A 26,918-nucleotide genomic window follows, 5' to 3' on the forward strand; every position below is an offset into this window, starting at 1 on the left:
TAATCGGCGAATATGACAAACAAATGAAAGCGGCAAAATATATTTGCCGGCAACGGGGAATTGGGCGTGGGGGAGAAAGGCGGGGCGGCGGGCGCAGCCCCTGTCATGCGGGGTTAAAGCGTATCGACTTCGATGCGCAGGCTGTCGTGGCGCCAGTACTCGATATCGAAATCAAGAATGCGGCCGTGCTGGTCGTAATTCAACCGGCGCAGCAATAAGGCGGGCAGGCCGACCATGGCGCCGAGCGCGTTGGCGGCGCGGTAAGGCAGGGCCGTCGGGTAGAACGACAGGTGCATGTTGCTGTAAATCAACGCGTAATGCTGTTGATAGACTTCGGTCAGGCTGCCGTTGAGATCGTGGCTGAGCAGTTCCGGCACCCGCTGCGGCAGGCAGTGGTTTTCGCAATAACAGATGGCGCGGCCGTCGGCGTAGCGCACGCGGCGCAGCAGATACACCTGGTCGAAGGGTTCGAGCGCCAGCGGCTGCATCACGTCGAGCGGCACCGTGGTTTTTTCGCCGGACAGCAGCGCGGTGCGCGGCACGCGCCCCTGCTCCTGGCACAGGCGGTGGAAGTTGGTGTTCTGCGTCGGATCCAGCCACAGCCGTTCCGGCGTGACGAACCAGCCGCGGCGATCGGCGCGATAGATGGCGCCGGTGGCCTCCAGCTGCGCCAGGCTCTCGCGAATGGTAACGCGGGTGGTGGAGAAGATGGCGCACAGCTCGCGCTCCGAAGGCAGCTTGTCGCCCGCCTGCAGCGCGCCGCGGGTGATGCGCGCCTGAAGCTGATCCTTGATCTGCAGGTAGTGGGGCATTTCGCCCTGATGTTCTTTCATTTCATCTCGCTATGGCATCGGCCCGTCATTCCGGCACGCGCTTATTATACATAGCCAGATGAATTTTTTGTTTCACCGCGCTTTGTCGTTTGACCAGGGAAGGAATTTTCCGCCACAATGCCTGCAATCTGGTATAGACCAAATAGGTGAATAACATGTCCGATCGTAACTACCTGCTGTTGACCCCCGGCCCGTTGACCACGTCGAAAACGGTAAAAGAGGCGATGCTGTTCGACAGTTGCACCTGGGATGAAGATTACAACCTGGGCGTGGTGCAAAGCATCCGGCAGCAGTTGGTGGCGCTGGCGACGCCGTCCGCCGGTTACACCTCGGTGTTGCTGCAGGGCAGCGGCAGCTTTGCGGTGGAGGGCGTGCTGGGCACGGCCATCGGCCCGCAGGACAAGCTGCTGATCGTCAACAACGGCGCCTATGGGGCGCGGATGATCGAAATGGCGCGGCTGATGGATATCGACCACCACGCTTTCGACTGCGGCGAGGTCAATGAGCCGGACGTGACGGCGATGGAGGCGGTGCTGAAAAGCGATGCGCGCATCAGCCATATCGCCATGGTGCACTGCGAAACCACCACCGGCATGCTCAACCCGCTGCAGAAGGTCGCCGGCCTGGCGGCGCGCAACGGCAAGACCTTTATCGTCGACGCCATGAGCAGCTTCGGCGGCATCCCGCTGGATGTAGACGCGCTGGGCATCGATTTTCTGATCAGCTCCGCCAACAAATGCATTCAGGGCGTGCCGGGCTTCGCTTTCGTCATCGCCCGCCGCAGCGAACTGGAGAAATGCGCCGGCCGCTCGCGCTCGCTGTCGCTGGATCTGTATGCCCAGTGGCGCTGTATGGAAGACCAGGCCGGCAAATGGCGCTTTACGTCGCCGACCCACACCGTGCTGGCCTTCGCGCAGGCGCTGAAAGAGCTGGAACAAGAGGGCGGCATTGCCGCGCGCCACCGCCGCTATCAAACCAATCAGCGGCGGCTGGTGGCGGGCATGCGCGAGCTGGGCTTTGAGACTCTGCTCGATGATGCGTTGCATTCGCCGATCATCACCGCATTCTATTCGCCAAAGGCCGACACTTACCGCTTCGCCGAATTTTATCAGCGCCTGAAACAGCAAGGGTTTGTGATCTATCCCGGCAAAGTGTCGCAGAGCGACTGCTTCCGCATCGGCAACATCGGGGAAATTTATCCGCAAGATATCGAACGTTTGCTGGCGGCCGTCGGGCAGGCGATGTACTGGAATCAATAAGGATTGACCATGAAACAGATCAACGCAGTGATCCTCGACTGGGCCGGCACCACGGTGGACTTCGGCTCCTTTGCGCCAACGCAGATTTTCGTCGAGGCGTTCAAACAAACCTTCGATATCGACATCAGCCTGGCGGAGGCGCGCATTCCGATGGGGCTGGGCAAATGGCAGCACATCGAGGCGCTGGGCAAGCTGCCGGCGGTCGACGCGCGCTGGCGGCAGAAGCTGGGCCGCTCGATGAGCCACCAGGACATCGACGCGCTGTATCAGGCGTTTATGCCGCTGCAAATCGCCAAAGTGATCGACTTCGCCGATCCCATCGAGGGTGTGCCACAGGTGATTGCCGGGCTGCGCGAACAGGGCATTAAAATCGGCTCCTGCTCCGGTTATCCGCGTGCGGTGATGGAGGTGCTGGTGCCTGCCGCCGCGCAGCGTGGCTACGCGCCGGATTACTGGGTCGCCACTGACGATCTCGCGGCCGGCGGGCGGCCGGGGCCGTGGATGGCGCTGCAGAACGCCATCGCGCTGGGCATCGATGCGGTGGCGCACTGCGTGAAGGTGGACGACGCGGTGCCGGGCATTCATGAAGGGCTGAACGCCGGGATGTGGAGCGTCGGGCTGGCGCTGTCCGGCAACGAGTTTGGCGCGACCTGGCAGGAGTACCGCCAAATGGCGGCGGCAGAGATCGAGCTGCGCCGTACGGCGGCGGCCGATAAGCTGTATGCGGCGGGCGCACATTATGTGATAGACACGCTGGCGCAATTGCCGGGCGTTATCGCCGACATCAACCGGCGGCTGGCGGACGGCGAGCGGCCGTAACGACCGGGCGCGGGGCATAAAAAAACCGGGGAGAATCCCCGGTTTTTTCGTTTTGAGACGGCGTTAACGGTGAGCCAATTCGACTTCGTCTTCGCTGTCCATCACGGTTTTGTCGGTTTGCTTCATCAGCTGGCTGGTGATGGTGCCCGCCGCCATGGAGCCGTTGACGTTCAGCGCGGTACGGCCCATGTCGATCAGCGGTTCGACCGAGATCAGCAGCGCGACCAGCGTCACCGGCAGGCCCATCGCCGGCAGCACGATCAGCGCGGCGAAGGTGGCGCCGCCACCCACGCCCGCCACACCGGCGGAGCTGATGGTGACGATGCCGACCAGGGTGGCGATCCACACCGGATCCAGCGGGTTGATGCCGACGGTCGGCGCAACCATCACCGCCAGCATTGCCGGGTAGAGGCCTGCACAGCCGTTCTGGCCGATGGTGGCGCCGAACGACGCCGAGAAGCTGGCGATGGATTCCGGCACGCCCAGGCGACGGGTCTGCGCTTCCACGTTCAATGGAATGCTGGCGGCGCTGGAGCGGCTGGTGAAGGCGAAGGTGATCACCGGCCACACCTTGCGGAAGAATTTCAGCGGATTAACGCCGGTGAAGGCCAGCAGGGCGGCGTGAACCACGAACATGATGCCCAGGCCGATGTACGAGGCCACCACGAAGCTGCCGAGCTTGACGATGTCGTGAATGTTGGAACCGGCAACCACTTTGGTCATCAGCGCCAGCACGCCGTACGGCGTCAGTTTCATGACCAGACGCACCAGCTTCATCACCCAGGCTTGCAGGGTGTCGATAGCCACCAGCACGCGCTCGCCTTTCGGCTTGTCGTCTTTCAGCAGCTGCAGCGACGCCACGCCGAGGAAGGTGGCGAAAATCACCACGCTGATGATCGACGTCGGGCTGGCGCCGGTCAGATCGGCGAACGGGTTTTTCGGGATGAACGACAGCACCATCTGCGGCACGGTCAGGTCGGCCAGTTTACCCACGTAGTTGGTCTGGATTGCCGTCAGGCGCGCGCTTTCCTGCGCGCCCTGCACCAGGCCTTCGGCGGTCAGGCCGAACAGGTTGGTGACCAGTACGCCCACCAGCGCCGAGATCAGCGTGGTGAACAGCAGCGTGCCGATAGTCAGGACGCTGATTTTGCCCAGAGAAGAGGCGTTATGCAGCTTGGCCACCGCGCTCAGGATCGAGGCGAACACCAGCGGCATGACGATCATTTGCAGCAGCTGCACATAGCCGTTGCCGACGATGTTGAACCAGCTGATGGATTCTTTCAGTACCGGGTTGTCGGAGCCGTACACCAGCTGCAGGCCCAGGCCGAACACCACGCCGACCACCAGGCCGACCAGCACTTTTTTCGCCAGGCTCCATTGCTTGTGGCGGGTTTGCGCCAGCAGCAACAGGAGCGCGACAAACACCAGCACGTTAATCACGAGCGGAAAATTCATCCCCAATGTCTCCAATCATCTTTCTTATAAAAACGACTACGCATCACGTATGTCGCGATGTAAATATCGTAACAGTTTGCCGAGTGGCCCACTTATATCCAAATGGAATTTGATATAGCTTTTTGTGTGTTTTTGTTCGTTTTATATACACGAAGGTGATTGGTTGAGCGGATTTTTGTGATCAGAGTCTAATATTTCTGATTTGCTCGACATAGGATTGCACCGGCAGGGTGAAATCACCTTGCCAGCAGATGGCAAACGCCACCAGGCATAGACACAGCACACGCTCGAGCTGGTTGCCTTTTTGCGAGTTGAGCAGGGGCAGGCGAAAACGCCAGCGGCACGGCCACAGCAGCGGCACGCCGGCGGGGGTGAGCATATCGGCCAGCAAATGGCTGAAGTAGCCGATGATCATGGCGTGCAGCGCGTCGGCCGGGATCGGCCAGCTGCGCGGCACGTCCAGCTGGAACAGCGCCATGCCGCCGGCGATCGCCAGCAGGCTGTGGGTGAAACCGCGGTGGCCGAATGCGCGGGCGATGGGAATGGCGAGCCAGCGCAGACGCTGGCCCAGCACCGACTTGGGGTGATCGATGTCCGGCAGCAGCGAGGTCAGCAGCGCGGCGGGTATGATGTGCCACCAGTCGCCGGTAGCCAGCTCTGGCGTCACTTCCGCCTTCTTGGCGAAGATCGCGCAAGCGACAGAGAATATAAGGTGTCCTTCCGCGGTCATGCTGTTGCGATTCCGACTGGTAAACTGTTAATTTATCCAGTATATGGGAAAATTCCCAGTAGTGGAAGCAGTTACCCTGTAACCAATTGTTTATTTTCCCCTGTTTTACAACGGGTTGTTACGGCAATGCGTAACAAATCATCGATTTTGACCGGTGAGAATTAACGGCGGGCGATGGGCGGGTGCGGAACGGAAAGAAACGAGGGCGGTTGTTTGGCGTGCGGCGGGAGGAAGCGGCGGCCTTGAACAGCGCTGCGTGGCAGTGACAACGCTCCGCGGGCCGTCGCTTTCCCTGCCGCCCAGCATAATAATAACAACATGCCAATTCAATAATAATGAAACACTGTTTCGTTTGTTTTGCGGCGCGGATCCCCTTTATGCCGCAGAGCGGCAAAGCCAGGGCGCCGGTGGCCGGCGCCGCAGGTCAGGCAAAATGGGCGGGGGTGAGCTGTTCCAGGGTCTCCAGCTGGTGGTCCGCCAGCGCCCAGCGCGGATCGTGGCGGTATTCGGCGGCCGGGATGACGATGGAACGCATGCGCGCGGCCTTGGTGGCGATCATGCCGTTAAAGGAGTCTTCCAGCGTGATGCAGCGCAGCGGATCGCTGCCCAGGCGCTCGGCGGCGATCAGGTAGACCTCCGGATGCGGTTTGCTGTACGGCAGGTATTCGGCGGAAACCAGCTGATCGAAGTAGCCCTCAAGATCGAACATCTTCAGCACCTGCCGTTGCATGTGCAGCGGCGAGGCGGAGGCGAGGCCGATGTTCAGCCCCTGCTCGCGGCACAGCTCCAGCGCCTGCCGGACGCCCGGCAGCAGCGGGCGCGTCTCGTGCACCAGCTCGATGGCGCGTTCGATAATCCGCGCCGACACCTCATCGAGCGATACGCCTTGCCACGGCATCGCCTGGTACCACATCTTCACCACCAGATCGATGCGCAGCCCCAGGGTGTCCGGCAGCTTGTGGCGATCGGACAGATCCAGACCCAGCGCGCCGAAGATATCCAGCTCGGCCTGCAGCCACAGCGGTTCCGAGTCGATCAACAAGCCGTCCATATCAAAAATTGCGGTTTCAATGCGTTGCGAATAAGCCATTAACGATTAACTCCTGCCGGCGCGGGTGAATGTGCCCGATACTCTATCATCGCCGGTGGCGAGACTAAAATCTTTGCCTGCGCGTTTGGCTTTTGCCAAAGCGAAGGATATTCCACACCTCGCGTAATTTTAACCACCAGCGTTGGTGTTGGCGCTCGGTGACCTGTTGCAACATGCGGGCATAGTCCAGCACCAGCCCCGGCGTCCAGGTCATGCTTTCGCCACGGCTGCGCAGCACCGCCAGCATCCACAGATTGGGATCCAGCACCAATAACAGAAAACGGCGCCACAGATGTTTATCGCCCAGCACGCCCTCCAGCGCGCTGTCGAGCGCGCCGATGACCGTGGTGGAGCAGTTGCGCCGAGTCAGGTTGTAAGTCGCGTCCTGCCGATACCGCCGCCAGAATGCGCGCAGCGCCGCCGGGTTATAGCGATAGAACTGAATTTTCTTGTCCGGCGGGCACCAGGCGGCGATCTCGCCCGGCAGGTCGGGCAGGAAACGCCCGTCGACGTTGTTCTGTTCGCCGGCATGCAGCAACTGGCGGAAATCCTGAACGGAATGGCTGATGTCGTTGAGCGGGTAGTGACTGATATACACATCCGGCGCGAGCGCCAGGGCGGCATGACCGGTGGAGATATTGCCGCCGCCGTCGACCGCCGCGATGTATCGGTCGACGATGTAACGCCGGCGTGGATCTTTAGCCGCACCAATCGGTGTCCAGACATACACCGTGAGCGGCGTAGCCTCGTCCGCCGGGGGCGGTGGCTGCCGCGCGGGGTGCTGATTCAGAGAGAAGCTTGCCAGCCTCCGGGCGATACGCAATAAAGCCCAGCCGGAAAGTACCATCATCACGCCGAGGCAAAAGGGCACCGTCATCCGGTGCGGCGCCGGCCAGCCGACAAAAATCATCAACGAAAGCAGGATCTCGCCGCCGCCCGCCAGCGCCACGGCTTTCCATCGACTGTGTTGAATCACCGTGGAGGAGGCGATGCGCACGGCGCCGTCAAGCAGCAGCGCGCTGCCAAACACCACGGTGGCGACGATGTTATCGTCTGCGGGCACGTCCAACATTAAAAAGGCCATAAACACGAAGCCCAGCCCCTTCAGCAGCACCGGTCTGCTGGCGGAAGAGCCAATCACCAGCGCGGCGGATATCGCCACCAGCCCCTCCAGCGCCAGGATGACCGCCAGCGCATCCAGCGCCAGCACGGATCGGCCATCCTGCAGTATGTCGAACAGCACCAGCGCCCCTGCGGCTATCCACAGCCAACCGAACAGCACTAGCAGGCGGCGCTGGCCGTGCAGCGCCTGCGCGCCCAGCAATAAGATAATCAGTCGAATCATGGCGGCCTCTGCCCGAATGGATAACTTTATCTCTTCAATGATAGTGCCCGGACGGCGTTAAGCAGTTGATTTCGGCGAATTCGGCTAAGCTTGTAGCACAGCGGGAATGAAGAAAACGGTGGGCGAGCTTTGCCAACTGCAGGTAGACTTAGCCGATTCGGTTACGTCGCTAACAAGGGGAACACATGACGTATCAACAGGCCGGGCGTATCGCCATTTTGAAACGCATTCTCGGATGGGTGGTTTTTATCCCGGCGTTGCTGTCTACGCTGATTTCCGTGCTGGGCTTTGTCTATCAGCACAGTGAAAAAACTAAGGGCATCAACGCGGTGATGCTGGATTTTGTCCACGTGATGGTGGACATGGTGCGTTTCAATACGCCGTTCCTGAACCTTTTCTGGTACAACTCCCCGGTGCCTGACGTGGATAAAAGCCTGTTCAGCGGCGCCAATCTGATGTTCATCATCATCTACATACTGATCTTCGTCGGGCTGGCGCTGCAGGCTTCCGGCGCGCGCATGTCGCGCCAGGTCAAGTTCATCCGCGAAGGGTTGGAAGACCAGATGATCCTGGAGCAGGCCAAGGGCAGCGAAGGGCACACGCGCCAGCAGCTGGAGGAGCGCATTACGCTGCCGCACCACACCATCTTCCTGCAATACTTCCCGCTGTACATCCTGCCGATCGTGATTGCGGTGATCGCCTGGTTCGTGATCCGCCTGTTGGGGCAGTTGGCCGGCGCGGCCTGAGGCATGAACGGGGCGCCGAGCGGCGCCCCGGAACGTTACGACGCCTCGGGCTGCAACAGCGCCTCCACCGCGCGTTGCGCAGCCACCAGATGCTGGCCGCCGAACAGGTTGCTGCGGTTGAGCAGGTAGTACAGCTGATACAGCGGCTGGCGCTCGATAAACCCGGCACCCAGCGGCCACACGCTCTGATAGCCGTCGTAGATCTGCGGCGGCAGCTCCGGATACAGCGGCAGCATCGCCAAATCGCACTCTCGGTCGCCCCAGTAGCTGGCCGGGTCGAACAGAATCGGCCCGTTGGCGGTCATCGCGCAGTTGCCCGGCCACAGGTTGCCGTGCAGCAGGGAAGGCTGCGGCTGGTGGTGCTGCAAGCGCAGATACACCCGATCGACGATGTCGTCGATATCGCCGAAGGTCATGCCTTTCTCCGCCGCCAGCTGCAGCTGCCAGCCGATGCGCTGCTCGGCGAAAAATTCCGACCAGCGGCGCTGCCAGGCGTTGGGTTGCGGGGTGGTGGTCAGATCGCTGTCGAAGTCGAGACCGAACTGCGGTTGCTCGCTCCACTGGTGCAGATGCGCCAGCTGCTGGCCCAGGCAGTAGGCGCCGTGGGCGTCGAGGGGTTTCAGCTGCTGATACTCCAGCAGCAGGAAGCTGTAGTCGCGATCGCTGCCGACGCCGTACACTTCCGGCACCCGCACGCTTTTGCTGCGTGCCAGCAACGCCAGCTGATCGGCCTCGGCGGTGAATATCGGCAGTTGTTCCCGGGCGTCGCATTTCACGAACACCTCGTTGTCACCGTAACTCACGCGCCACGCCGGGTGAATGTCGCCCCCGGGCAGTTCAATCCTTTCGCGTATCTCTGCGCTGCCAAGATGTTCACTTAACAGACGGCTAACGGCTTGCCACATGGTATCTCCCCCTCTGTGCTGCCTGATAATTCATTAGGTTAGCGTCTTTCCCGTGGTGAAAACACGACGCGGCGCACAGCCGGCGTCAAAGGTGGCGATTTTTTCAGCGTCTCGCCAGCTCAAAGTATATACCCTATTGATTAATTTAAGCGCAATACCGGTTGCAACTTGATGACAACAACGCAATGAGCGGGGGCAGGCGATGCGGCGAGCAGAGGGCATCGCCGCATCGAAGGGAATTAACCGCCGGTGAGGGCGGTTTGGTTACGCTGTAACGGACGCAGCTTGCTGTACAACAAGGCGATAACGAACAGCACGGCCTGTACGATGACGATGCAGGGCCCGGTGGCGCCGTCGATGTGGAAGCTGATCAGGGTGCCAAGCACGCAGGAGAACACCGACACCACCGTCGCCACCACCAGCATGCGTTCGAAGCGGCGGCACAGCATAAAGGCGATGATGCCCGGGGCGATCAGCATGGCGATCACCAGGATCACCCCCACGGCCTGCAGCGAGGCGACGATGGTCATCGCCAGCAGGCACAGCAGCCCGTAGTGCAGCAGCTTGACCGGCAGGCCAATCACCCGCGCATGATGCGGATCGAAGCAGTACAGCATGAAGTCTTTGCGCTTGAGCAGCACCACCGCCAGGGTGATGCCGGCGATGAGCAGTGTTTGCTTCAGCTCGCCGTCGGTAATGCCCAGCATGTTGCCGAACAAAATGTGGCTCAGGTGCTGGTCGGTATCGATGCGCGAGAACAGCACCAGGCCGAAGGCGAACATGCCGGAGAAGACGATGCCCATCACCGTGTCTTCTTTCACCCGGCTGTTCTCTTTCAGGTAACCGGTGGCTACCGCACAGAAGATGCCGGAAAGGAAGGCGCCGATCGCCAGCGGAATGCCGACCACGAACGCCACCACGATGCCGGGCAGCACCGCGTGCGAGATGGCGTCGCCCATCAGCGACCAGCCTTTGAGCACCAGATAACAGGAGAGCACGGCGCACACTACGCCGGTGACGATGGCGGCGACGATCGCCCGCTGCATGAACGGGTAGGCGAAGGGTTCGCTGAGCAGTTGATACAGGGTGTCCATCAGCGGCCTCCGGTTTGCGAATGCGCCACGCGGCGCCGAGACGCCAGCAGGCCGTGTTTCGGCGCGAAGAAGAACGCCGCGAGGAACACCAGCGTTTGTAGGGTGACGATCACCCCCCCGGTGGCGCCGTCGAGGAAGAAGCTCAGGTAGGCGCCGATGCCGCTGGTCAATGCGCCGATGATGATGGCGATGATCACCAGCCGGCTGAAGCGATCGGTCAACAGATAGGCGGTAGCGCCCGGCGTGATCACCATGGCGATGACCAAAATGGCGCCGACGGTTTGCAGCGCGGCGACGGTGCAGGCGCTGAGCAGGGTGAAGAACAGGATCTTCAGCCGCAGCGGCGACAGGCCGATCGACACCGCGTGGCTTTCGTCGAAGAACACCGCCAGCAGGTCTTTCCACACCAGGCACAGGATCAGCAGCGAAACGCCGATAATGATTTCCACCTGCAGCACGTCTTCATCGGCGATGCCGAGGATGTTGCCGAAGATGATCGACTGCACGTTGACCGAGGTGGGGTTGAGCGACACGATCAGCAGGCCGACGGCGAAGAAGGTGGAGAAGATAAAGCCGATGATGGCGTCTTCGCGCAGCCGGGTGATGTGGCGCACCAGCGTCATCGCCAGCGCCGCCAGCATGCCGGTAAAGAAGGCGCCGGCGGCGTAGGGCAGGCCGAGGGCGTAGGCGCCGGCCACGCCGGGCACCACCGAGTGCGACAGCGCATCGCCCATCAGCGACCACCCTTTCAACATCAGGTAGGCGGAGAGGAACGCGCAGGCGGCGCCGACGATGGCGCTGACCCAGATGGCCTTCACCATGTAGTTGTAACTGAAAGGTTGCAGCAGAAGGTCCAGCATCAGGATTGTTTCTCCCTGGCCTGGCTGTTGGCCGGCGGATCGCTCTTGGTGTGGCCGTAGAACACCGCCGGGCGCTCATCGTCGGTCAATACCGTAACGGTGCGCGGATCGTTGTCGTCGTGCAGATCCGGGCCGGAGAGGTTGATATGGCGCAGCACGCCGCCGAACGCCTGCTCCAGATTGCTCTGGGTGAAGGTGGTTTCGGTCGGGCCGGCGGCCAGCACCGTGCGGTTGATGAGGATCACCCGATCGCAAAACTCCGGCACGCTGCCGAGGTTGTGGGTGGAGACCAGGATCAGGTGCCCCTCGTCGCGCAATGCGCGCAGCAGATCGATAATGGCATTCTCGGTTTTCACATCCACGCCGGTGAACGGTTCATCCAGCAGCAGCACGGTGCCCTGTTGCGCCAGCGCGCGCGCCAGAAACACGCGCTTCTTCTGGCCGCCCGACAGCTCGCCGATCTGCCGGCCGCGCAGCTCGCTCAGGCCGACGCGCTCCAGCGCCTTGTCGACCCGCAGCCGATCCTCGCGCGACGGAATGCGCAGGAAGTTCATCTTGCCGTAGCGGCCCATCATCACCACGTCTTCCACCAGCACCGGGAAGTTCCAGTCGACGTCTTCGGTCTGCGGCACGTAGGCGATCAGATTCTTTTTCAGCGCCTCCGCCACCGGTTTGTCGCTCAGCGACACCCGGCCGGCGGTGGGCCTGACCAGGCCCATGATGCTTTTGAACAACGTCGACTTGCCGCTGCCGTTGACGCCGACCAGCGCGCAGATCGAACCGCCGCTCAGGGTAAAGCTGGCGTTGTGAATGGCGGTGTGTCCGTTGTTGTAGGTCACTGTGACGTCGTCCACGTTCAACTCAGGGCGGACAAACGGTTCATGGGTCATTGATCGAATCCTTTGGCGATGGTTTGCACGGTGGTGTTAAGCAGGTCGATGTAGGTCGGCACCGGACCGTCGCGGGTGGACAGCGAGTCTACGTACAGCACGCCGCCGTATTTGGCGCCGGTTTCTTTCGCCACCTGTTTGGCCGGCTTGTCGGAAATGGTGCTCTCGCTGAACACTACCGGAATATGGTGGGCGCGCACTGCGTCGATCACCCGGCGCACCTGCTGCGGCGAGCCTTGCTCATCGGCGTTGATCGGCCACAGATAGACTTCTTTCAGCTGATAGTCCTGCGCCAGGTAGCTGAAGGCGCCTTCGCTGGTCACCAGCCAGCGCTGTGCGGCCGGAATGCGCGCCAGGCGTTCGCGCAGCGGGGCGTCCAGCGCGCCGATTTTCTCTGCGTAGGCCTTGGCATTGCGGTTATAGGTTGCCGCGTTGGCCGGATCGTGCTCCACCAGCGCTTTGCGGATGTTCTCGATATACACCAGCGCGTTGCTCGGCGACATCCAGGCGTGCGGATTAGGGTTGCCGTTATACGGCCCTTCGCGGATCGGCAGCGGGGTAATGCCTTCGGTGACTACCGCCGCCGGCACCTGCTTGATGTTTTCGAAGAAACGCTGGAACCAGCGTTCCAGGTTCATGCCGTTCCACAGGATCAGGTCGGCGTGCTGCGCTTTGACGATATCGCGCGGGGTCGGTTGATAGTCGTGGATCTCGGCGCCCGGCTTGGTGATGGACTCTACCACGGCGGCATCACCCGCCACGTTCTGGGCGATGTCCTGAATGATGGTAAAGGTCGTCACCACGCGCAGCTTTTTTTCCGCCAGCGCGTTTTGGCTGACCAAGGCGGCACCGAGCAGCAGGCAGGCGAGCGTGAAAGGGCGTAACAGTGTGGCAGCGCGGAAAGGGCGACTGCGACGAAAAGCGCAACTTATCAATGGCATGATGACGTCTCCTGGTTCAAATGAAAATGATTATCAATATCAATTGAAGCGAAGTCAAGCGTCACTTGCCCACCGCCGGCGGGGTACATCTCCAACTGAAAAAATAATACCCTCCGGGAAGTTATAGCATTTTATGTATCAGTATGTAACCGCTGAAGGTAGTCCTTACAGGCGCATATCGCCACCTCCGGCTGTTTTCCCAATGCCAACTGCCCGAACCCCTGCGCCAGGCGCTGTACATCCTCTTGATCCAGCGCGGTTATGAACGCAAAACTGTTGCTGCCGAGCTCATGGTGCACGCCATTTTCGTCTGTCACCGACGTGACAAAACCTTCGCGCGTCAATTGCCCGGTCAGCTTCGCCAGGTCGGTTAATCCCTCTTCCTGATAGCGAAAAGTCACCACAAAGCAGTTTGTTGCAGATTGACTCATAAATCACCTCTTGGTATATGGATAGCTTGAGATTAGCCCAAAAAATTACTGCAGGTGTCCTTACAAGTTGTATATGCTACGCAACTCATTGAAAGGAGTGAGGGATTCTGTGAAAACAAAAATAGGTTGCCTTACGGCAATTTTGCTTTTGTCGGGGTGCGCCAAAGATCCGCAAACGGCAAGCAATATTTCAGGCAGTGGCACAACGCGCGGCGGTTGGTTAAAACCCCCTCCGCAGGCACCGGTAAACCGCACAGGCACGCCGGTTGCCTATAACGATTACATTCGTCAGGCCGCCAGCAACTACGGCGTTGACGAAACGCTGATTAAAGCGATTATTCAGGTGGAGTCCGGGTTTAACCCGAACGTGGTCAGCACCTCGAACGCAGTGGGATTGATGCAGCTTAAGGCTTCTACCGCCGGCCGCGACGCCTATCGCATGAAAGGACGAAGCGGGCAACCCAGCTCGCGTGAGCTGAAGGATCCGGCGGTCAATATTGATCTGGGAACGGCCTATATCAATATTCTTCAAAGCCAGCAGCTAGCCGGGATCAACAACCCACAGACTTTGCGTTATGCCACCATCGTTTCGTACGTGAACGGGGCGGGCGCCATGTTGCGCACCTTCTCATCGGACAAGCGCGTGGCGGTCAATCGCATCAATCAGATGAGCCCGGATGAGTTTTATCAGCACATCCAGAAAAAGCATCCGGCGCCGCAGGCACCGCGCTATTTGTGGAAGGTGACCACCGCCTATCAGGCGATGTCGCAGTAACCCTCTCTCTTGTCTAATCGGCCGCTGAATGCGGCCGATTTTGTTTCCGGCACCGTTCCAGCGCGCGAGCTGCTTCTCATTTTTCGTTATTTCCTCACCGCTTATCGGAAAAACCGCACGAAAAGTTAAATTTACGTTAGCAGATAAATCTTTACGTTCATTCAATAAGTTACCGGTAACATTTTTGCGCTTGGATGCATTCTGACCTTCAATAAATATACAAATAAGTAACAAATTATTTTAAAAACCCGTATCGATCGCAAGGTTGCGGTTAAATAGTTGTGACTATCTTTGGATGGAATGTGACATGTCGAATCATAAAACCAACAATTCGCGGCGCGATTTCTTGTTGAAATCGATGACCTTAATTCCTGCGGCGGTAATTGGTGGCAGCGGCGTTGGCGCGCTGACGGCACCGACACCGGCGGTCGCGGCCTCGAACACCTCAACGCAGAACGATTACCAACCGACCTTTTTCACCCCGGAAGAGTGGGCCTTCATCAAGGCCGCCGTGGCGCGCCTGATCCCGGCCGACGAGCGCGGCCCCGGCGCACTGGAAGCCGGCGTGCCGGAGTTTATCGATCGCCAGATGAATACCCCGTACGCCACCGGCGCCATCTGGTACATGCAGGGGCCGTTCAACCCCGATGTGCCGAAGGAGATGGGCTATCAGCTGCCGCTGGTGCCCAAGCAAATCTACAACCTCGGCATCAGTGACGCCGACGCCTACAGCAAGAAAACCGCCGGCAAGCCCTTCGCCGAACTGGATGGCGCGCAGCAAGACGCCATACTGCAAAAGTTCGAGTCCGGCGAGGCGGAGTTCCCGCAGCTGCCGTCGAAACTGTTCTTCTCCTATCTGCTGCAAAACACCCGCGAAGGTTTCTTCAGCGATCCCATCCATGGCGGCAACAAAGACATGGTGGGCTGGAAGCTGATTAATTTTCCGGGCGCGCGCGCCGATTTTATGGACTGGGTTGAGCGAGGGGAGCGTTATCCCTTCCCGCCGGTCTCGATTCGTGGGGAGAGGGGCTAAGCATGGCAACGGTAATGAAAAAAGTAGACGCGGTGATCGTCGGCTTCGGCTGGGTGGGCGCGATCATGGCCAAAGAGCTGACCGAGGCCGGCCTCAACGTGGTGGCGCTGGAGCGCGGCCCGATGCGCGACACCTATCCGGACGGGTCTTATCCGCAGGTGATCGACGAGCTGACCTATAACATCCGCCGCAAACTGTTCCAGGATCTGTCGAAAAGCACCGTCACCATTCGCCATAACAGCAGCCAGACCGCGGTGCCTTACCGCCAGCTGGCGGCGTTCCTGCCGGGCACCGGCGTCGGCGGCGCCGGTTTGCACTGGTCGGGCGTGCATTTCCGCGTCGATCCGATCGAACTGCGCATGCGCAGCCACTATGAAGAGCGCTACGGCAAAAACTTCATTCCGAAGGACATGACCATCCAGGACTTCGGCGTGACCTACGACGAGCTGGAACCGTTCTTCGACAAGGCGGAGAAAGTGTTCGGCACCTCCGGCACCGCCTGGACCATCAAAGGGCAGAAAGTGGCGCAGAAGGGCGGCAACCGCTTTGCGCCGGATCGCTCCGACGATTTCCCGCTGCCGGCGCAGAAAAATACCTACTCCGCCCAACTGTTCGAGAAGGCGGCGCTGGAGGTGGGTTACCACCCTTACAACCTGCCGTCCGCCAACACCTCGGATTCTTACACCAACCCGTACGGCGCGCAGATGGGCCCGTGCAACTTCTGCGGTTTCTGCAGCGGCTACGCCTGCTACATGTATTCCAAGGCCTCGCCGAACGTCAACATCTTGCCGGCGCTGCGCATGGAGAAGCGCTTCGAGCTGCGCACCAACGCCAACGTGCTGAAGGTCAACCTGACCGACGACAAGTCCCGCGCCACCGGCGTGAACTACGTCGATGCGCAGGGGCGCGAGATTGAACAGCCGGCCGATCTGGTGATCCTGGGCGCGTTCCAGTTTCACAACGTGCATCTGATGCTGCTGTCCGGCATCGGCAAGCCTTACGATCCGGTGACCGGCGAGGGTGTGGTCGGGCGTAACTTCGCCTACCAGAACATGACCACCATCAAGGCGTTCTTCGATAAAGACGTGTTCACCAACCCGTTTATCGGCGCCGGCGGCAACGGCGTGGGCGTGGACGACTTCAACGCCGACAACTTCGACCACGCCAAAGAAGGCTTCGTCGGCGGTTCGCCGTTCTGGGTCAACCAGGCGGGCACCAAGCCGATCTCCGGTCTGCCGACGCCTCCGGGCACCCCGGCCTGGGGCAGCAAATGGAAAGCGGCGGTGGCGGATGCTTACACTCACCACGTTTCGATGGACGCCCACGGCGCGCACCAGTCGTACCGCAACAACTATCTGGATCTCGATCCCAACTACAAGAACGTCTTTGGCCAGCCGCTGCTGCGCATGACGTTCGACTGGCAGGAGAACGACATCAAGATGGCGCAGTTCATGTACGACAAGATGGCGCCGATCGCCAAGGCGATGAACCCGAAACTGATCGCCGGCAGCCCGAAAAACGCCAACAGCCACTTCGACACCACCAGCTACCAGACTACCCACATGAACGGCGGCGCGGTGATGGGGGAAGATCCGAAGACCAGCGCGGTCAACCGCTATCTGCAGAGCTGGGACGTGCACAACGTGTTCTCGATCGGCGCATCGGCCTTCCCGCAGGGGCTGGGCTACAACCCGACCGGCACAGTGGCGGCGCTGGCTTACTGGTCTGCCCGCGCCATTCGCGAGCAGTATCTGAAAAACCCAGGCCCATTGGTGCAGGCATAAGGACGGCGAACGATGAAAGCATTTGTACCGGCACTGGTTCTCAGTGCAGTGAGTTTTTCCGTTTGGGCGCAGGACGCCACCGTCAGCAGCGAGCTGATCAAGCGCGGTGAATACCTGGCGCGCGCCGGCGACTGCGTGGCCTGCCACACCGACGGCAAGAGCGGCAAAACCTTCGCCGGCGGCCTGGCGATGGAGACGCCGATCGGCACCATCTACTCCACCAACATCACGCCGGACAAGAAAACCGGCATCGGCGATTACAGCTTCGAGGATTTCGACAACGCGGTGCGTAAGGGCGTAGCCAAAAACGGCAGTACCCTGTATCCGGCGATGCCGTACCCGTCGTTCGCGCTGGTGAAAGAAGACGACATGCGCGCCATGTATGCCTATTTCATGCACGGCGTGCAGCCGGTGGAGCAGGCCAACAAGGATTCCGACATCCCGTGGCCGCTGTCGATGCGCTGGCCGCTGAGCATCTGGCGCGGCATGTTCGCGCCGTCGCCGGCGGACTTCGTCGCCGACGCCAAGGCCGATCCGATCATCGAGCGCGGCCGCTACCTGGTGGAAGGCCTGGGCCACTGCGGCGCCTGCCATACCCCGCGCAGCATCACCATGCAGGAAAAAGCGCTGAGCAACAGCGAAAGCGACGATTACCTGTCCGGCAGCAACGCGCCGATCGACGGCTGGGTGGCTTCCAGCCTGCGCGGTGATAACAAGGACGGCCTGGGCAGTTGGAGCGAAGCCGAGCTGACCGAGTTCCTGAAAACCGGCCGTAACGACAAGGCGATCGTATTCGGCGGCATGAGCGACGTGGTGGAGCACAGCCTGCAATATCTGAGCGATGACGATCTGACCGCTATCGCACGCTACCTGAAATCGCTGCCGCCGAAAGACGGCAAGCAGCAGGCGGCGCCGGTCGAAGACAGCGTGGCCAAGGATCTGTGGCGCGGCGACGACAGCAAGCCCGGCGCGGCGCTGTATGTCGATAACTGCGCGGCCTGCCACCGCACCGACGGGGTGGGCTACAAGCGCGCCTTCCCATCGCTGAAGGGCAATCCGGTGGTGCAGACCGAGGACGCGACCTCGCTGATCCACATCGTGCTGACCGGCAACACCACGCCGGCGGTGCAGGGGGCGGTGTCCAACATCACCATGCCGCCGTTCGGCTGGCGTCTGAACGATCAGCAGGTGGCGGACGTGGTGAACTTCATCCGCACCAGCTGGGGCAACAGCGCCAAACCGGTGAGCGCCACCGACGTGGCCGACGTGCGTAAAGACCGCTCGATGATCCGCGACGAGAAGGAGATGGGCAGCGCCGAGGTGCCGGACCATCCGGACGCGAAGAAGTAAACCGTTTAAGGGCTCCGCAAGGAGCCCTTAGTTTTTACTGGGCGCGCCGGTTTTTTCAGCATTTCCTGTTCGCAAATCGTTCGTTCGGCCGATAAAACATAGACCCGCAACGGATTTTTCATTATCCTTTGCCGTCCTTTCATCAGGCGCAAGTATGAAATATCGCTTTAATTCACTGATTATTATTAAAAAATTCGCGGAGAAGGATATCCCGTTAGGCGCAATCGTTGGCGCCGCAGATTAAGGTAGACTGTCTCATGAGTACGATTTCTCCCGATTCAGGCACGCTGACGGCCGCTCAGCCCGCCAAATGGAACAAAACCGACACCGTCTGGATGTTCGGTCTCTATGCCACCGCGGTGGGCGCCGGCACGCTGTTCTTGCCGATCAACGCCGGCCTGAACGGCCCGCTGGTGCTGCTGTTGATGGCGCTGTTCGCTTTCCCGCTGACCTATTTGCCGCACCGCGCGCTCAGCCGCTTCGTGCTTTCCGGCTCCAGCCGCGACGGCAATATTCACGATGTGGTGGTCGAACACTTCGGCGTACTGGCCGGCAAAATCATCATGATGCTGTATCTGATGGCGTTTTTCCCGATCGTGCTGGTGTACAGCATTTCGATCACCAATGCGCTGGACAGCTTCCTGATCCACCAGTTCCACGTGGCGCCGCTGCCGCGCATCTGGCTGAGCCTGGCGGTGGTGGTGGTGCTCAATCTGGTGCTGCTGCGCGGCAAAGACAGCATCGTGGCGGCGATGGGCATGCTGGTGTTCCCACTGTTGGTGTTCCTGATGGGCATTTCGCTGTACCTGATGCCGAGCTGGAATACCGCCAATTTCGTGCACGGCCTGGCCGCCACCCGCTTCGACACGCCGGGGCTGTGGCATTCGCTGTGGTTGGCGGTGCCGGTGATGGTGTTTTCCTTCAGCCATGCGCCGATCATCTCTTCCTTCGCCTCGACCCAGAAGAGCCTGTATGGCGATAAGGCGGAACGCCGCTGCGCGCGCATCATGCGCTACAGCTATGTGCTGATCTGCGTCACCGTGCTGTTCTTCGTGTTCAGCTGCGTGCTGAGTTTGTCCCATGAAGACATGCAGCAGGCGAAAGATCAGAACATCACGGTGCTGACCACCCTGGCCAACAAGTTTTCCAACCCGCTGATCGCCTATCTCGGCCCGGTGATGGCGATGCTGGCAATGGCGAAATCCTATCTCGGCACCTCGCTGGGGGTCACGGAGGGGGCGACCAGCCTGATCGACGGCGTCACGCGCGCGGTCGGCAAACCGCTCAGCTCGCGCATGACGCACCGCATCTCGGCGGTTTCGCTGTTCCTGCTCACCTGGGCGGCGACGGTGTGGAACCCCAGCGCGCTGCACATCATCGAAACCATCAGCGGCCCGCTGATTGCGGCTATCCTGTTTATCCTGCCGATGTACGCGGTGCGCGCGGTGCCGGCGATGCGCAAATACCGCGCGGCGAGCAACGTCTTCGTGCTGGTGATGGGCCTGATCGCGCTGTCGGCCCTGATTTACGGCCTGGTGTGATCCCCTGGGCGCGCCGCCTTCGGCGCGCCTCTCAATCCTGCGTTACACATCCCTTTGCAATTAATCGTCGGGTTGCCGGGCGTTATCTTTGATAATGCAAGCCATTCTCATTAGTATTTCCTGATTGCGTTCATGACTAAGGAGTCTTTCGTGCACCGTCGAATCACTTTGCCGGCGCTGATTTGCGCCGCCTTACTCGCCTCTCCGGCGATGGCCACCACCTATCCGCTGACCCTGACCGACACCTCCGGCCAGACGCTCACCCTCCAGCAAGAACCGAAACGTATCGTGGTGCAGGACGGGCGCGACATTCTCACGCTGGCGCTGCTCGATCGCGCCAACCCGTTCGGCCGGCTGGTGGCCTGGAATAACCTGCTGAAGAAAAGCGACGCGGCGACCTGGGATATCTTGCAGAGCAAATGGCCGGCGGCGAAAAACATCATCGATATGGGATTCAGCGACAAAGGTGAAGTGAATCTGGAGAGCGTGATCGCCAAGCGGCCCGATCTGATGATCGCCCAGCTGCGTTCCAAACCTTCGCTGAGCCAAACCGGCGTGCTGGATAAGCTCAAGGCGCTGAATGTGCCGGTGCTGTTTATCGACACCATGCTCAAGCCGGTGGAAAACACGCCGAAAAGCGTGACGCTGCTGGGGGAAACCCTCAACCGGGAAAGTGAAGCCAAGCAATATACCGATTATTATCAGCAGCATTATCAGGCCATTCTGGCCAAGACGCAGGCGGTGGAACCCAAGCCGCTAGTGTTCTTTGAAGCCAAGGCCGGCCTGAACGGGCTGGAGTCCTGCTGCTTCACCCATGCGCACGTCGGCTGGGGCGCGTTGGTGGAAGCGGTCGGCGCGCGCAACATCGGCTCTGCGCTGTTGCCGGGCGCGACCGGCGACGTGGCGCTGGAAAAGGTGATCGCCATGAAACCGGATGCCTACATCGTTTCCGGCTCGCAGTGGGCCAGCAAGACCAACGCCGCGGTGCCGTTCGGCTATGGCGTCACGCAGCAGCAGGTGGATGAGGCTTTCAATCGCATGAAACAGCGCCCGGGCTTCGCGCAGGTGTCGGCGGTGAAAGAAGGGCGGTTCTACGGCATCTACCATAACTTCTACAACCATCCGTACAACATTGTCGGGTTGGAGTATCTGGCGAAGTTTATCTATCCGGCGCAGTTCCCGGATCTGGATCCGGCCAAGACCTACAGCGAGATCCTCAGCCGCTTTACCGAAGTGCCGGAAGGCAAAGGCATTTTGGGCGCGCAGGCGCCGACGGGGAAATAACGGCAACGGGCGCGACGACGCGCCCGTTTTTGATCTTTAAGCGGCGGCCGGCGTATAGGTGGAGATGATCTCCAGCACGCCGTTGATGATGAACTGCACGCCCATGCACACCAGCAGGAAGCCCATCAGGCGCGAGATCGCCTCGATGCCGCTTTTCCCCACCAAGCGCATGATGGCGCCGGAACTGAGCAGGCAGCCCCACAGGATCACCGCGACCGTCAGGAAGATGGCGACCGGCGCCACCGCCAGCACCCAGGGTTCAAAACCCAGCGTGTTATCTTTGACGCTCGACGCTGAGCTGATGATCATCGCGATGGTGCCCGGCCCGGCGGTGCTCGGCATGGCGAGCGGCACGAAGGCGATGTTGGCCGAGGTCTTATGGCGCAGCTCGTGCGACTTGCTCTCCACCTCCGGCGCCTCATCGGCGCTTTGTTGCGGGAACAACATGCGGAAACCGATGAAGGCGACGATCAGGCCGCCGGCGATGCGCAGGCCGGGGATCGAAATACCGAAGGTGTTCATCACCACCTGCCCGGCGTAAAACGCCACCGTCATGATGCAGAACACATAAACCGAGGCCATCAGCGACTGCTGATTACGCTCTTCGCGCGTCATATTGCCGGACAACCCGAGCAGCAACGCCACCGTGGTCAGCGGGTTGGCCAGCGGCAACAGCAGCACCAAACCCAGTCCGATGGTCTGGAATAACTGCAAAATACCCGTCATAAAAAACTCCCTGTGCAACGTTCAAGCCGCCACGCGGCGGCCCATGAGCTGAACAGCCTAGCCTGCCGTGCGCCTGGCGGCAATGGGGACAGCTCGTAACGTTAATTAACCGTCGGCCGACGTTTCATCACTGCCGTTGCACTCGTCGGTGAGCTTCGGTCCATCCTCGCACCCCAGTGGCGCTTCATTGACCGCAATCGCCCGCGGTACCGAACGCTAGCCAAAATGCACCCGCCCATACAGCGTCGTTAATACTGGGCACATATTATTAATTATTTTTAACTGTTTTTACCGTTTAACCGCTTAAGAGATTAAACGCTTCTATACTGGTAAGGCTTTGTGGCATTTCTTCATAATCGAAAAGCTTAAAAGGAGTTTTACTATGGAAGTGGCAAAAGAATGGGTAGCGGCGAAAAAAATCTCCTGGGGCAGCGTCATCGGTGGTGTGATCACCGTATTGGCTGTTTCACTGTTGCTGTCGACGTTGGGCACCAGTTTGGGATTTTCCATCGTGGATCCGACATCAGACGATCCGATCAACGGAGCCGGTACCACCGTAGTGATTTGGTCCGCTGTTTCAATCATCATTAGCTTGGCTGCCGGCGCTTTTATTGCCGGACGTTTGGCTGCTAATGACGGCCTTATTCATGGCTTCCTGGTATGGGCTACGTCACTGATTGTGGCGGCGGTGTTGGGTGGAATGCTGGTCGGGTCTGCAGTGAAGGCCACCGGTAATGCGCTGGGTGCTATCGCTTCGACCTCTGGCAGTTTGCTTTCCGGCGCCGGTTCCGCGATTGGCAAAGGTGCAACCGGGTTGGCAGACGTGGGCGGTAAGGTGTTTGACAAGTTGGGTATCGACACCACGTTGGAACCTGAACAGCTGCATGGTGATGTGGTTACGGCGCTCAAAAAAAGTGGTATTCCGTCATTGCAGCCTGAATTCATGCAGCAACAGTTGAATGCGGCCAAGACTGATTTGGCAGACGCAGTAAAAGCCCTGGCACTTCAGCCTGACAATAGCGATGCGATTATTAAGCAACTGGTCGACAAGCTTAAAAAACATGGTGAGGCCATCTCGCAAGATGTGGATCAAGACACACTGAAAAAAGCTCTGGTTGAAAATACCAATATGACGCCGCAGGAAGTGGACCAGACGGTGAAGAATTTGGTCGACGCCAAAAATAAAACTGCGCAGCTGGTTAATCAGCGCTTGGATGAAGCCGAAGCAAAAATCAATCAGGCAAAACAGGAGTATGCTGAGCTGAAACAGAAGGCGCGCGAACAGGCTGCCGCGGCTGCGGACGAATTGTCTCGGGCTGCCCTGTGGTCATTCTTTGCGTTGTTGATTGGCGCAGTGGTCAGTGCATTGGCAGGCTTGTGGGGCGTTAACACCAATGCCCGACGTGTAACCGTATCATCTCCGCAGGCGTAATCTCCAGGCTCGTTTGCGCGTCTCGATGATATAGGGATGAGAGCCTGAAATACCGACGACGATGAAATGACAGCCAGGAAAGACTGGCGCCTACCCCGGCCATGTGCCGGGGTTTTTATTGTTTGCGGCGTGATTAATGACCACCTTAATCGCTGTGTAGGGTATTAGGCATCAATTGCCACGATCCCTGGGGACAGGTGGATAACATAGATGCGCTGTAAATAATAATGAGTGTGATTATGAAACAAGAACTGCATATTTTGCTGGGGAAAGCCGTTGCCTTTCTGCTCTACTGCGCTTTTTTGGCGGCCTTGGTCGGCCTGGTATTTATCGACGTACACTGGCTGCATAATTTCGTGCATGAAACCTCGCTGACCGAAGCGGCGCAGGAGCTGTTGCTGCTCGCCATCTCCGGCGGTTTCTTCGCCGCGGCCCGGCGGCAGGCTGAACGCCGCTCCGCCTGGATGCTGGTCGGCGGTTTCTTTCTCTGCATGCTGATCCGCGAGATGGATTTCGCCTTCGATGCGCTGTGGCACGGCGCCTGGGTGTGGTTCGCGCTGGCGGTCGCCTTGGCCTGCCTGGTGCATGCAGCGCGACACATCGCGGCGACGGTGCGCGGCCTGGCCTATTTCGTGACGCATCCCGCCTACGGCATGATGTGCGCCGGCCTGCTGTGCATTCTGGTGTTTTCACGCCTGTTCGGCATGAGCGCGCTGTGGCAAACGCTGATGCTGGACGGCTACAACCGGGTGGTGAAAAACATGGTGGAAGAGGGCTGCGAACTGCTGGGCTACGGCCTGTGCCTGCTGGCCACCCTCAGCTACATGAAAACCGTTTTTACGCCGGCTGACGCGAAAGCGTGAGGGCGGCGCTTTATTTATCCGGAACAATTTTAGTGATACTATTCGCTTAGCCGAATGTGGCTGAGAAGGTATGCGTTCCATTCTGTATACCCAGTGAGGTTTCAATCTGGCAATTGTGGGCGAGATCTGAAACCTGGCTGACCAAACCCAAAATCCAATTTTCGTACTGCATGTGATCTGTCGTGTGGGTCACCACTGTAGATAAGGAATTATTAATGCCTGTTATTACCCTTCCTGACGGTAGTCAGCGTCATTTCGATCACCCCGTTTCCCCGATGGATGTCGCGCGCGATATCGGCCCTGGCCTGGCGAAAGCCTGTATCGCCGGCCGCGTCAACGGCGAGCTGGTCGACGCCGGCGATCTGATCGAATCGGATGCGCAGCTGGCCATCATCACCATCAAAGATGAGGACGGCCTGGAAATCATGCGCCACTCCTGTGCTCACCTGCTGGGTCATGCGATCAAGCAGCTGTGGCCGGATACCAAAATGGCGATCGGTCCGGTGATCGACAACGGTTTCTATTATGACGTGGATATCGACCGCACCCTGACGCAGGAAGACCTGGATCTGCTGGAAAAGCGGATGCACGAGTTGGCCGATAAGGATTACGACGTCATCAAGAAGAAGGTCAGCTGGCAAGAAGCCCGCGACACCTTCGCTGAGCGCGGCGAAATCTACAAAGTGGCGATCCTGGATGAGAACATCAGCCATGACGATCGTCCTGGCCTGTACCACCACGAAGAATACGTCGACATGTGCCGCGGCCCGCACGTGCCGAACATGCGTTTTTGCCACCATTTCAAGCTGCAGAAAACCTCCGGCGCTTACTGGCGCGGCGACAGCAAAAACAAAATGCTGCAGCGTATCTACGGCACCGCCTGGGCAGACAAGAAGCAGTTGAACGCCTACCTGCAACGCCTGGAAGAAGCGGCCAAGCGCGATCACCGCAAGATCGGCAAACAGCTCGACCTGTATCATATGCAGGAAGAAGCGCCGGGCATGGTGTTCTGGCACAACGACGGTTGGACCATCTTCCGCGAGCTGGAAGCCTTCGTGCGCATGAAGCTCAAAGAGTACCAGTACCAGGAAGTGAAAGGTCCGTTCATGATGGACCGCGTGCTGTGGGAAAAAACCGGCCACTGGGAAAACTACAAAGACGCCATGTTCACCACCGCGTCGGAAAACCGCGAATATTGCATCAAGCCGATGAACTGCCCGGGCCACGTGCAGATCTTCAACCAGGGCCTGAAGTCGTACCGCGATTTGCCGCTGCGCATGGGCGAGTTCGGCAGCTGCCACCGCAATGAGCCATCGGGTTCCCTGCACGGCCTGATGCGCGTGCGCGGCTTCACGCAGGATGACGCCCACATCTTCTGTACCGAAGAGCAGGTGCGCGCTGAAGTGAACGAATGCATCCGCATGGTGTATGACGTGTACGGCACTTTCGGCTTCGACAAGATCGCCGTCAAGCTGTCAACTCGCCCGGAAAAACGCATCGGCACCGACGACATGTGGACCCGTGCGGAAGAAGACCTGGCCGCCGCGCTGACCGAGAACGGCATTCCGTTTGAATATCAGCCGGGTGAGGGCGCCTTCTACGGACCGAAAATTGAATTTACCCTGCATGATTGTTTGGATCGCGCATGGCAATGTGGTACCGTGCAGCTCGATTTCTTCTTGCCGGGCCGTTTGGGCGCTTCGTATGTTGGCGAAAACAACGATCGCGTCGTGCCGGTAATGATTCACCGCGCCATTTTGGGCTCCATGGAACGTTTCATCGGTATCCTGACCGAAGAATACGCCGGGTTCTACCCGACCTGGATCGCTCCGGTGCAGGTGGTGGTGATGAATATCACCGACAGCCAGTCTGATTACGTCCAGCAATTGACCAAAAAACTGCAGGATGCAGGCATTCGCGTGAAAGCGGACTTGAGAAATGAGAAGATTGGCTTTAAAATTCGCGAACATACTTTACGTCGAGTCCCTTACATGTTGGTGTGCGGCGACAAAGAGGTCGAAGCAGGCAAAGTTGCCGTTCGTACCCGCCGTGGCAAAGACCTGGGAAGCCTGGACGTAAACGAAGTCGTAGACAAGCTGCTGAAAGAGATTCGCAGTCGTAGTCTTCATCAACTGGAGGAATAAAGTATTAAAGGCGGAAAACGAGTTCAACCGGCGCGTCCTAATCGCATTAACAGAGAAATTCGCGCGCAAGAAGTTCGCCTAACCGGCGTCGATGGCGAGCAGATTGGTATTGTCAGTCTGAATGAAGCTCTTGAAAAAGCTGAGGAAGCGGGCGTTGATTTAGTAGAAATCAGCCCAAATGCCGAACCGCCAGTTTGCCGAATCATGGATTACGGCAAATTCCTCTACGAGAAGAGCAAGTCGACGAAAGAACAGAAGAAGAAGCAAAAAGTTATTCAGGTCAAGGAAATCAAATTCCGTCCTGGCACCGATGATGGCGACTATCAGGTCAAACTACGCAACCTGATTCGCTTTCTGGAAGATGGCGATAAAGCCAAAATCACCCTGCGTTTCCGCGGGCGTGAGATGGCGCACCAGCAGATCGGTATGGAAGTGCTTAACCGCGTCCGTAAAGACCTGTGTGAAGATATGGATCTGGCAGTGGTCGAATCCTTCCCTACGAAGATCGAAGGCCGCCAGATGATTATGGTGCTCGCTCCTAAGAAGAAACAGTAAGGCTTACAAGTAATGGAACCCGCGCGGCGCTTG

Annotated in this window: 25 protein-coding genes; 13 read left to right on the plus strand and 12 right to left on the minus strand. The window is 59.3% G+C overall.

What is annotated here, in order from left to right:
• Positions 1 to 113 precede the first annotated feature (113 nt).
• The gene (phnR, locus tag ACJ8HH_RS06225; RefSeq protein WP_047567850.1) at positions 114 to 833 is read right to left on the minus strand and encodes a phosphonate utilization transcriptional regulator PhnR; all 720 of its coding nucleotides are present in this window, start codon (positions 831 to 833) and stop codon (positions 114 to 116) included.
• A 155-nt stretch (positions 834 to 988) separates the two neighbouring features.
• Here phnR and phnW point away from each other — a divergent pair, with 155 nt between their 5' ends.
• On the plus strand, positions 989 to 2,092 hold the full coding sequence (gene phnW, locus ACJ8HH_RS06230) for a 2-aminoethylphosphonate--pyruvate transaminase (protein ID WP_033653908.1): 1,104 nt from the start codon (positions 989 to 991) through the stop codon (positions 2,090 to 2,092).
• A gap of 9 nt (positions 2,093 to 2,101) precedes the next feature.
• Positions 2,102 to 2,911 carry a phosphonoacetaldehyde hydrolase gene (gene phnX, locus ACJ8HH_RS06235; RefSeq protein ID WP_033653909.1) on the plus strand — a complete coding sequence of 270 codons (810 nt, stop codon included), beginning with the start codon at positions 2,102 to 2,104 and terminating at the stop codon, positions 2,909 to 2,911.
• 63 nt (positions 2,912 to 2,974) lie between these two features.
• On the opposite strand, the gene ACJ8HH_RS06240 is transcribed toward phnX, so the two are convergent.
• The 4 genes from ACJ8HH_RS06240 to ACJ8HH_RS06255 all read right to left on the minus strand — a co-directional run bounded on the left by ACJ8HH_RS06240 (position 2,975) and on the right by ACJ8HH_RS06255 (position 7,531).
• Positions 2,975 to 4,366, minus strand: a complete 1,392-nt coding sequence (locus ACJ8HH_RS06240) for an L-cystine transporter (RefSeq protein WP_033653910.1) — start codon at positions 4,364 to 4,366, stop codon at positions 2,975 to 2,977.
• Between the two features lie 181 nt (positions 4,367 to 4,547).
• Positions 4,548 to 5,096 (minus strand): metal-dependent hydrolase, encoded by a 549-nt coding sequence (locus ACJ8HH_RS06245; protein WP_049212644.1) that lies wholly within the window; start codon positions 5,094 to 5,096, stop codon positions 4,548 to 4,550.
• Positions 5,097 to 5,520: 424 nt separating this feature from the next.
• Entirely contained in the window at positions 5,521 to 6,186 is a 666-nt protein-coding gene (gene hxpB, locus ACJ8HH_RS06250) for a hexitol phosphatase HxpB (RefSeq protein WP_033638306.1), read from the minus strand.
• A 64-nt stretch (positions 6,187 to 6,250) separates the two neighbouring features.
• Positions 6,251 to 7,531, minus strand: coding sequence for an HdeD family acid-resistance protein (locus ACJ8HH_RS06255; RefSeq protein WP_060426241.1), 1,281 nt, complete (start codon positions 7,529 to 7,531; stop codon positions 6,251 to 6,253).
• 185 nt (positions 7,532 to 7,716) lie between these two features.
• On the opposite strand from ACJ8HH_RS06255, the gene ACJ8HH_RS06260 reads away from it, so the two are divergent.
• On the plus strand, positions 7,717 to 8,277 hold the full coding sequence (locus tag ACJ8HH_RS06260; RefSeq protein WP_033638308.1) for a YniB family protein: 561 nt from the start codon (positions 7,717 to 7,719) through the stop codon (positions 8,275 to 8,277).
• A gap of 35 nt (positions 8,278 to 8,312) precedes the next feature.
• Here the strand turns inward: ACJ8HH_RS06260 and ACJ8HH_RS06265 are convergent, their stop codons facing one another.
• From ACJ8HH_RS06265 to ghoS, 6 genes are all read right to left on the minus strand, one after another.
• Positions 8,313 to 9,182, minus strand: a complete 870-nt coding sequence (locus tag ACJ8HH_RS06265; RefSeq protein WP_033642864.1) for a fructosamine kinase family protein — start codon at positions 9,180 to 9,182, stop codon at positions 8,313 to 8,315.
• Between the two features lie 239 nt (positions 9,183 to 9,421).
• Positions 9,422 to 10,276: a metal ABC transporter permease gene (locus ACJ8HH_RS06270; RefSeq protein WP_033638310.1), complete on the minus strand. Its 855-nt coding sequence runs from the start codon at positions 10,274 to 10,276 to the stop codon at positions 9,422 to 9,424.
• Complete coding sequence (yfeC, locus tag ACJ8HH_RS06275; RefSeq protein WP_033638311.1) at positions 10,276 to 11,136, minus strand: iron/manganese ABC transporter permease subunit YfeC; 861 nt, start codon at positions 11,134 to 11,136, stop codon at positions 10,276 to 10,278. The genes ACJ8HH_RS06270 and yfeC overlap by 1 nt, the downstream gene beginning before the upstream one ends.
• Positions 11,136 to 12,026, minus strand: a complete 891-nt coding sequence (locus tag ACJ8HH_RS06280) for a manganese/iron ABC transporter ATP-binding protein (protein ID WP_033638312.1) — start codon at positions 12,024 to 12,026, stop codon at positions 11,136 to 11,138. The genes yfeC and ACJ8HH_RS06280 overlap by 1 nt, the downstream gene beginning before the upstream one ends.
• Positions 12,023 to 12,967 carry a metal ABC transporter substrate-binding protein gene (locus ACJ8HH_RS06285; RefSeq protein WP_033638313.1) on the minus strand — a complete coding sequence of 315 codons (945 nt, stop codon included), beginning with the start codon at positions 12,965 to 12,967 and terminating at the stop codon, positions 12,023 to 12,025. Before ACJ8HH_RS06285 ends, ACJ8HH_RS06280 begins: the two co-directional genes overlap by 4 nt.
• Positions 12,968 to 13,098: 131 nt before the next feature.
• Positions 13,099 to 13,398 carry a type V toxin-antitoxin system endoribonuclease antitoxin GhoS gene (gene ghoS, locus ACJ8HH_RS06290; RefSeq protein ID WP_033638315.1) on the minus strand — a complete coding sequence of 100 codons (300 nt, stop codon included), beginning with the start codon at positions 13,396 to 13,398 and terminating at the stop codon, positions 13,099 to 13,101.
• A 109-nt stretch (positions 13,399 to 13,507) separates the two neighbouring features.
• On the opposite strand from ghoS, the gene ACJ8HH_RS06295 reads away from it, so the two are divergent.
• The 6 genes from ACJ8HH_RS06295 (at position 13,508) to ACJ8HH_RS06320 (ending at position 21,165) form a co-directional block, all read left to right on the plus strand.
• Positions 13,508 to 14,173, plus strand: coding sequence for a transglycosylase SLT domain-containing protein (locus ACJ8HH_RS06295; protein WP_004931439.1), 666 nt, complete (start codon positions 13,508 to 13,510; stop codon positions 14,171 to 14,173).
• Positions 14,174 to 14,480: 307 nt separating this feature from the next.
• Positions 14,481 to 15,206 (plus strand): gluconate 2-dehydrogenase subunit 3 family protein, encoded by a 726-nt coding sequence (locus ACJ8HH_RS06300; protein WP_041034845.1) that lies wholly within the window; start codon positions 14,481 to 14,483, stop codon positions 15,204 to 15,206.
• Positions 15,207 to 15,208: 2 nt separating this feature from the next.
• Complete coding sequence (locus ACJ8HH_RS06305) at positions 15,209 to 16,990, plus strand: GMC family oxidoreductase (protein ID WP_004931432.1); 1,782 nt, start codon at positions 15,209 to 15,211, stop codon at positions 16,988 to 16,990.
• Positions 16,991 to 17,002: 12 nt separating this feature from the next.
• Positions 17,003 to 18,340, plus strand: a complete 1,338-nt coding sequence (locus tag ACJ8HH_RS06310) for a c-type cytochrome (protein WP_060451512.1) — start codon at positions 17,003 to 17,005, stop codon at positions 18,338 to 18,340.
• Between the two features lie 257 nt (positions 18,341 to 18,597).
• Positions 18,598 to 19,881 (plus strand): serine/threonine protein kinase, encoded by a 1,284-nt coding sequence (locus ACJ8HH_RS06315; RefSeq protein ID WP_033638320.1) that lies wholly within the window; start codon positions 18,598 to 18,600, stop codon positions 19,879 to 19,881.
• A gap of 150 nt (positions 19,882 to 20,031) precedes the next feature.
• A complete protein-coding gene (locus ACJ8HH_RS06320; RefSeq protein ID WP_033646319.1) occupies positions 20,032 to 21,165 on the plus strand; it encodes an ABC transporter substrate-binding protein in 1,134 nt (377 codons plus the stop codon).
• A 36-nt stretch (positions 21,166 to 21,201) separates the two neighbouring features.
• Here the strand turns inward: ACJ8HH_RS06320 and ACJ8HH_RS06325 are convergent, their stop codons facing one another.
• A complete protein-coding gene (locus tag ACJ8HH_RS06325) occupies positions 21,202 to 21,891 on the minus strand; it encodes a MarC family NAAT transporter (RefSeq protein ID WP_442520221.1) in 690 nt (229 codons plus the stop codon).
• A 382-nt stretch (positions 21,892 to 22,273) separates the two neighbouring features.
• On the opposite strand from ACJ8HH_RS06325, the gene ACJ8HH_RS06330 reads away from it, so the two are divergent.
• The 4 genes from ACJ8HH_RS06330 (at position 22,274) to infC (ending at position 26,885) form a co-directional block, all read left to right on the plus strand.
• Positions 22,274 to 23,323: a hypothetical protein gene (locus ACJ8HH_RS06330; RefSeq protein WP_039566428.1), complete on the plus strand. Its 1,050-nt coding sequence runs from the start codon at positions 22,274 to 22,276 to the stop codon at positions 23,321 to 23,323.
• Between the two features lie 239 nt (positions 23,324 to 23,562).
• Positions 23,563 to 24,186 (plus strand): hypothetical protein, encoded by a 624-nt coding sequence (locus tag ACJ8HH_RS06335; RefSeq protein ID WP_060451513.1) that lies wholly within the window; start codon positions 23,563 to 23,565, stop codon positions 24,184 to 24,186.
• A 215-nt stretch (positions 24,187 to 24,401) separates the two neighbouring features.
• A complete protein-coding gene (gene thrS, locus ACJ8HH_RS06340) occupies positions 24,402 to 26,330 on the plus strand; it encodes a threonine--tRNA ligase (RefSeq protein WP_025159696.1) in 1,929 nt (642 codons plus the stop codon).
• Between the two features lie 3 nt (positions 26,331 to 26,333).
• Positions 26,334 to 26,885 (plus strand): translation initiation factor IF-3, encoded by a 552-nt coding sequence (infC, locus tag ACJ8HH_RS06345; RefSeq protein WP_048233542.1) that lies wholly within the window; start codon positions 26,334 to 26,336, stop codon positions 26,883 to 26,885.
• Positions 26,886 to 26,918 lie beyond the last annotated feature (33 nt).

It is taken from the genome of Serratia sp. CY32780 (assembly GCF_052169135.1).
Classification (GTDB): Bacteria; Pseudomonadota; Gammaproteobacteria; order Enterobacterales; family Enterobacteriaceae; genus Serratia; species Serratia sarumanii.

Coding starts and splice junctions, on each gene's coding strand:
- ACJ8HH_RS06335 (WP_060451513.1), top strand. CDS start 23,563: ATGAAACAAGAACTGCATATTTTGCTGGGGAAAGCCGTTGCCTTTCTG.
- ACJ8HH_RS06310 (WP_060451512.1), top strand. CDS start 17,003: ATGAAAGCATTTGTACCGGCACTGGTTCTCAGTGCAGTGAGTTTTTCC.
- phnW (WP_033653908.1), top strand. CDS start 989: ATGTCCGATCGTAACTACCTGCTGTTGACCCCCGGCCCGTTGACCACG.
- ACJ8HH_RS06240 (WP_033653910.1), bottom strand. CDS start 4,366: ATGAATTTTCCGCTCGTGATTAACGTGCTGGTGTTTGTCGCGCTCCTG.
- ACJ8HH_RS06300 (WP_041034845.1), top strand. CDS start 14,481: ATGTCGAATCATAAAACCAACAATTCGCGGCGCGATTTCTTGTTGAAA.
- ACJ8HH_RS06285 (WP_033638313.1), bottom strand. CDS start 12,967: ATGCCATTGATAAGTTGCGCTTTTCGTCGCAGTCGCCCTTTCCGCGCT.
- ACJ8HH_RS06265 (WP_033642864.1), bottom strand. CDS start 9,182: ATGTGGCAAGCCGTTAGCCGTCTGTTAAGTGAACATCTTGGCAGCGCA.
- hxpB (WP_033638306.1), bottom strand. CDS start 6,186: ATGGCTTATTCGCAACGCATTGAAACCGCAATTTTTGATATGGACGGC.
- ACJ8HH_RS06330 (WP_039566428.1), top strand. CDS start 22,274: ATGGAAGTGGCAAAAGAATGGGTAGCGGCGAAAAAAATCTCCTGGGGC.
- ghoS (WP_033638315.1), bottom strand. CDS start 13,398: ATGAGTCAATCTGCAACAAACTGCTTTGTGGTGACTTTTCGCTATCAG.
- ACJ8HH_RS06255 (WP_060426241.1), bottom strand. CDS start 7,531: ATGATTCGACTGATTATCTTATTGCTGGGCGCGCAGGCGCTGCACGGC.
- yfeC (WP_033638311.1), bottom strand. CDS start 11,136: ATGCTGGACCTTCTGCTGCAACCTTTCAGTTACAACTACATGGTGAAG.
- ACJ8HH_RS06280 (WP_033638312.1), bottom strand. CDS start 12,026: ATGACCCATGAACCGTTTGTCCGCCCTGAGTTGAACGTGGACGACGTC.
- ACJ8HH_RS06245 (WP_049212644.1), bottom strand. CDS start 5,096: ATGACCGCGGAAGGACACCTTATATTCTCTGTCGCTTGCGCGATCTTC.
- ACJ8HH_RS06260 (WP_033638308.1), top strand. CDS start 7,717: ATGACGTATCAACAGGCCGGGCGTATCGCCATTTTGAAACGCATTCTC.
- phnX (WP_033653909.1), top strand. CDS start 2,102: ATGAAACAGATCAACGCAGTGATCCTCGACTGGGCCGGCACCACGGTG.
- ACJ8HH_RS06315 (WP_033638320.1), top strand. CDS start 18,598: ATGAGTACGATTTCTCCCGATTCAGGCACGCTGACGGCCGCTCAGCCC.
- phnR (WP_047567850.1), bottom strand. CDS start 833: ATGAAAGAACATCAGGGCGAAATGCCCCACTACCTGCAGATCAAGGAT.
- ACJ8HH_RS06325 (WP_442520221.1), bottom strand. CDS start 21,891: ATGACGGGTATTTTGCAGTTATTCCAGACCATCGGACTGGGTTTGGTG.
- ACJ8HH_RS06305 (WP_004931432.1), top strand. CDS start 15,209: ATGGCAACGGTAATGAAAAAAGTAGACGCGGTGATCGTCGGCTTCGGC.
- thrS (WP_025159696.1), top strand. CDS start 24,402: ATGCCTGTTATTACCCTTCCTGACGGTAGTCAGCGTCATTTCGATCAC.
- ACJ8HH_RS06270 (WP_033638310.1), bottom strand. CDS start 10,276: ATGGACACCCTGTATCAACTGCTCAGCGAACCCTTCGCCTACCCGTTC.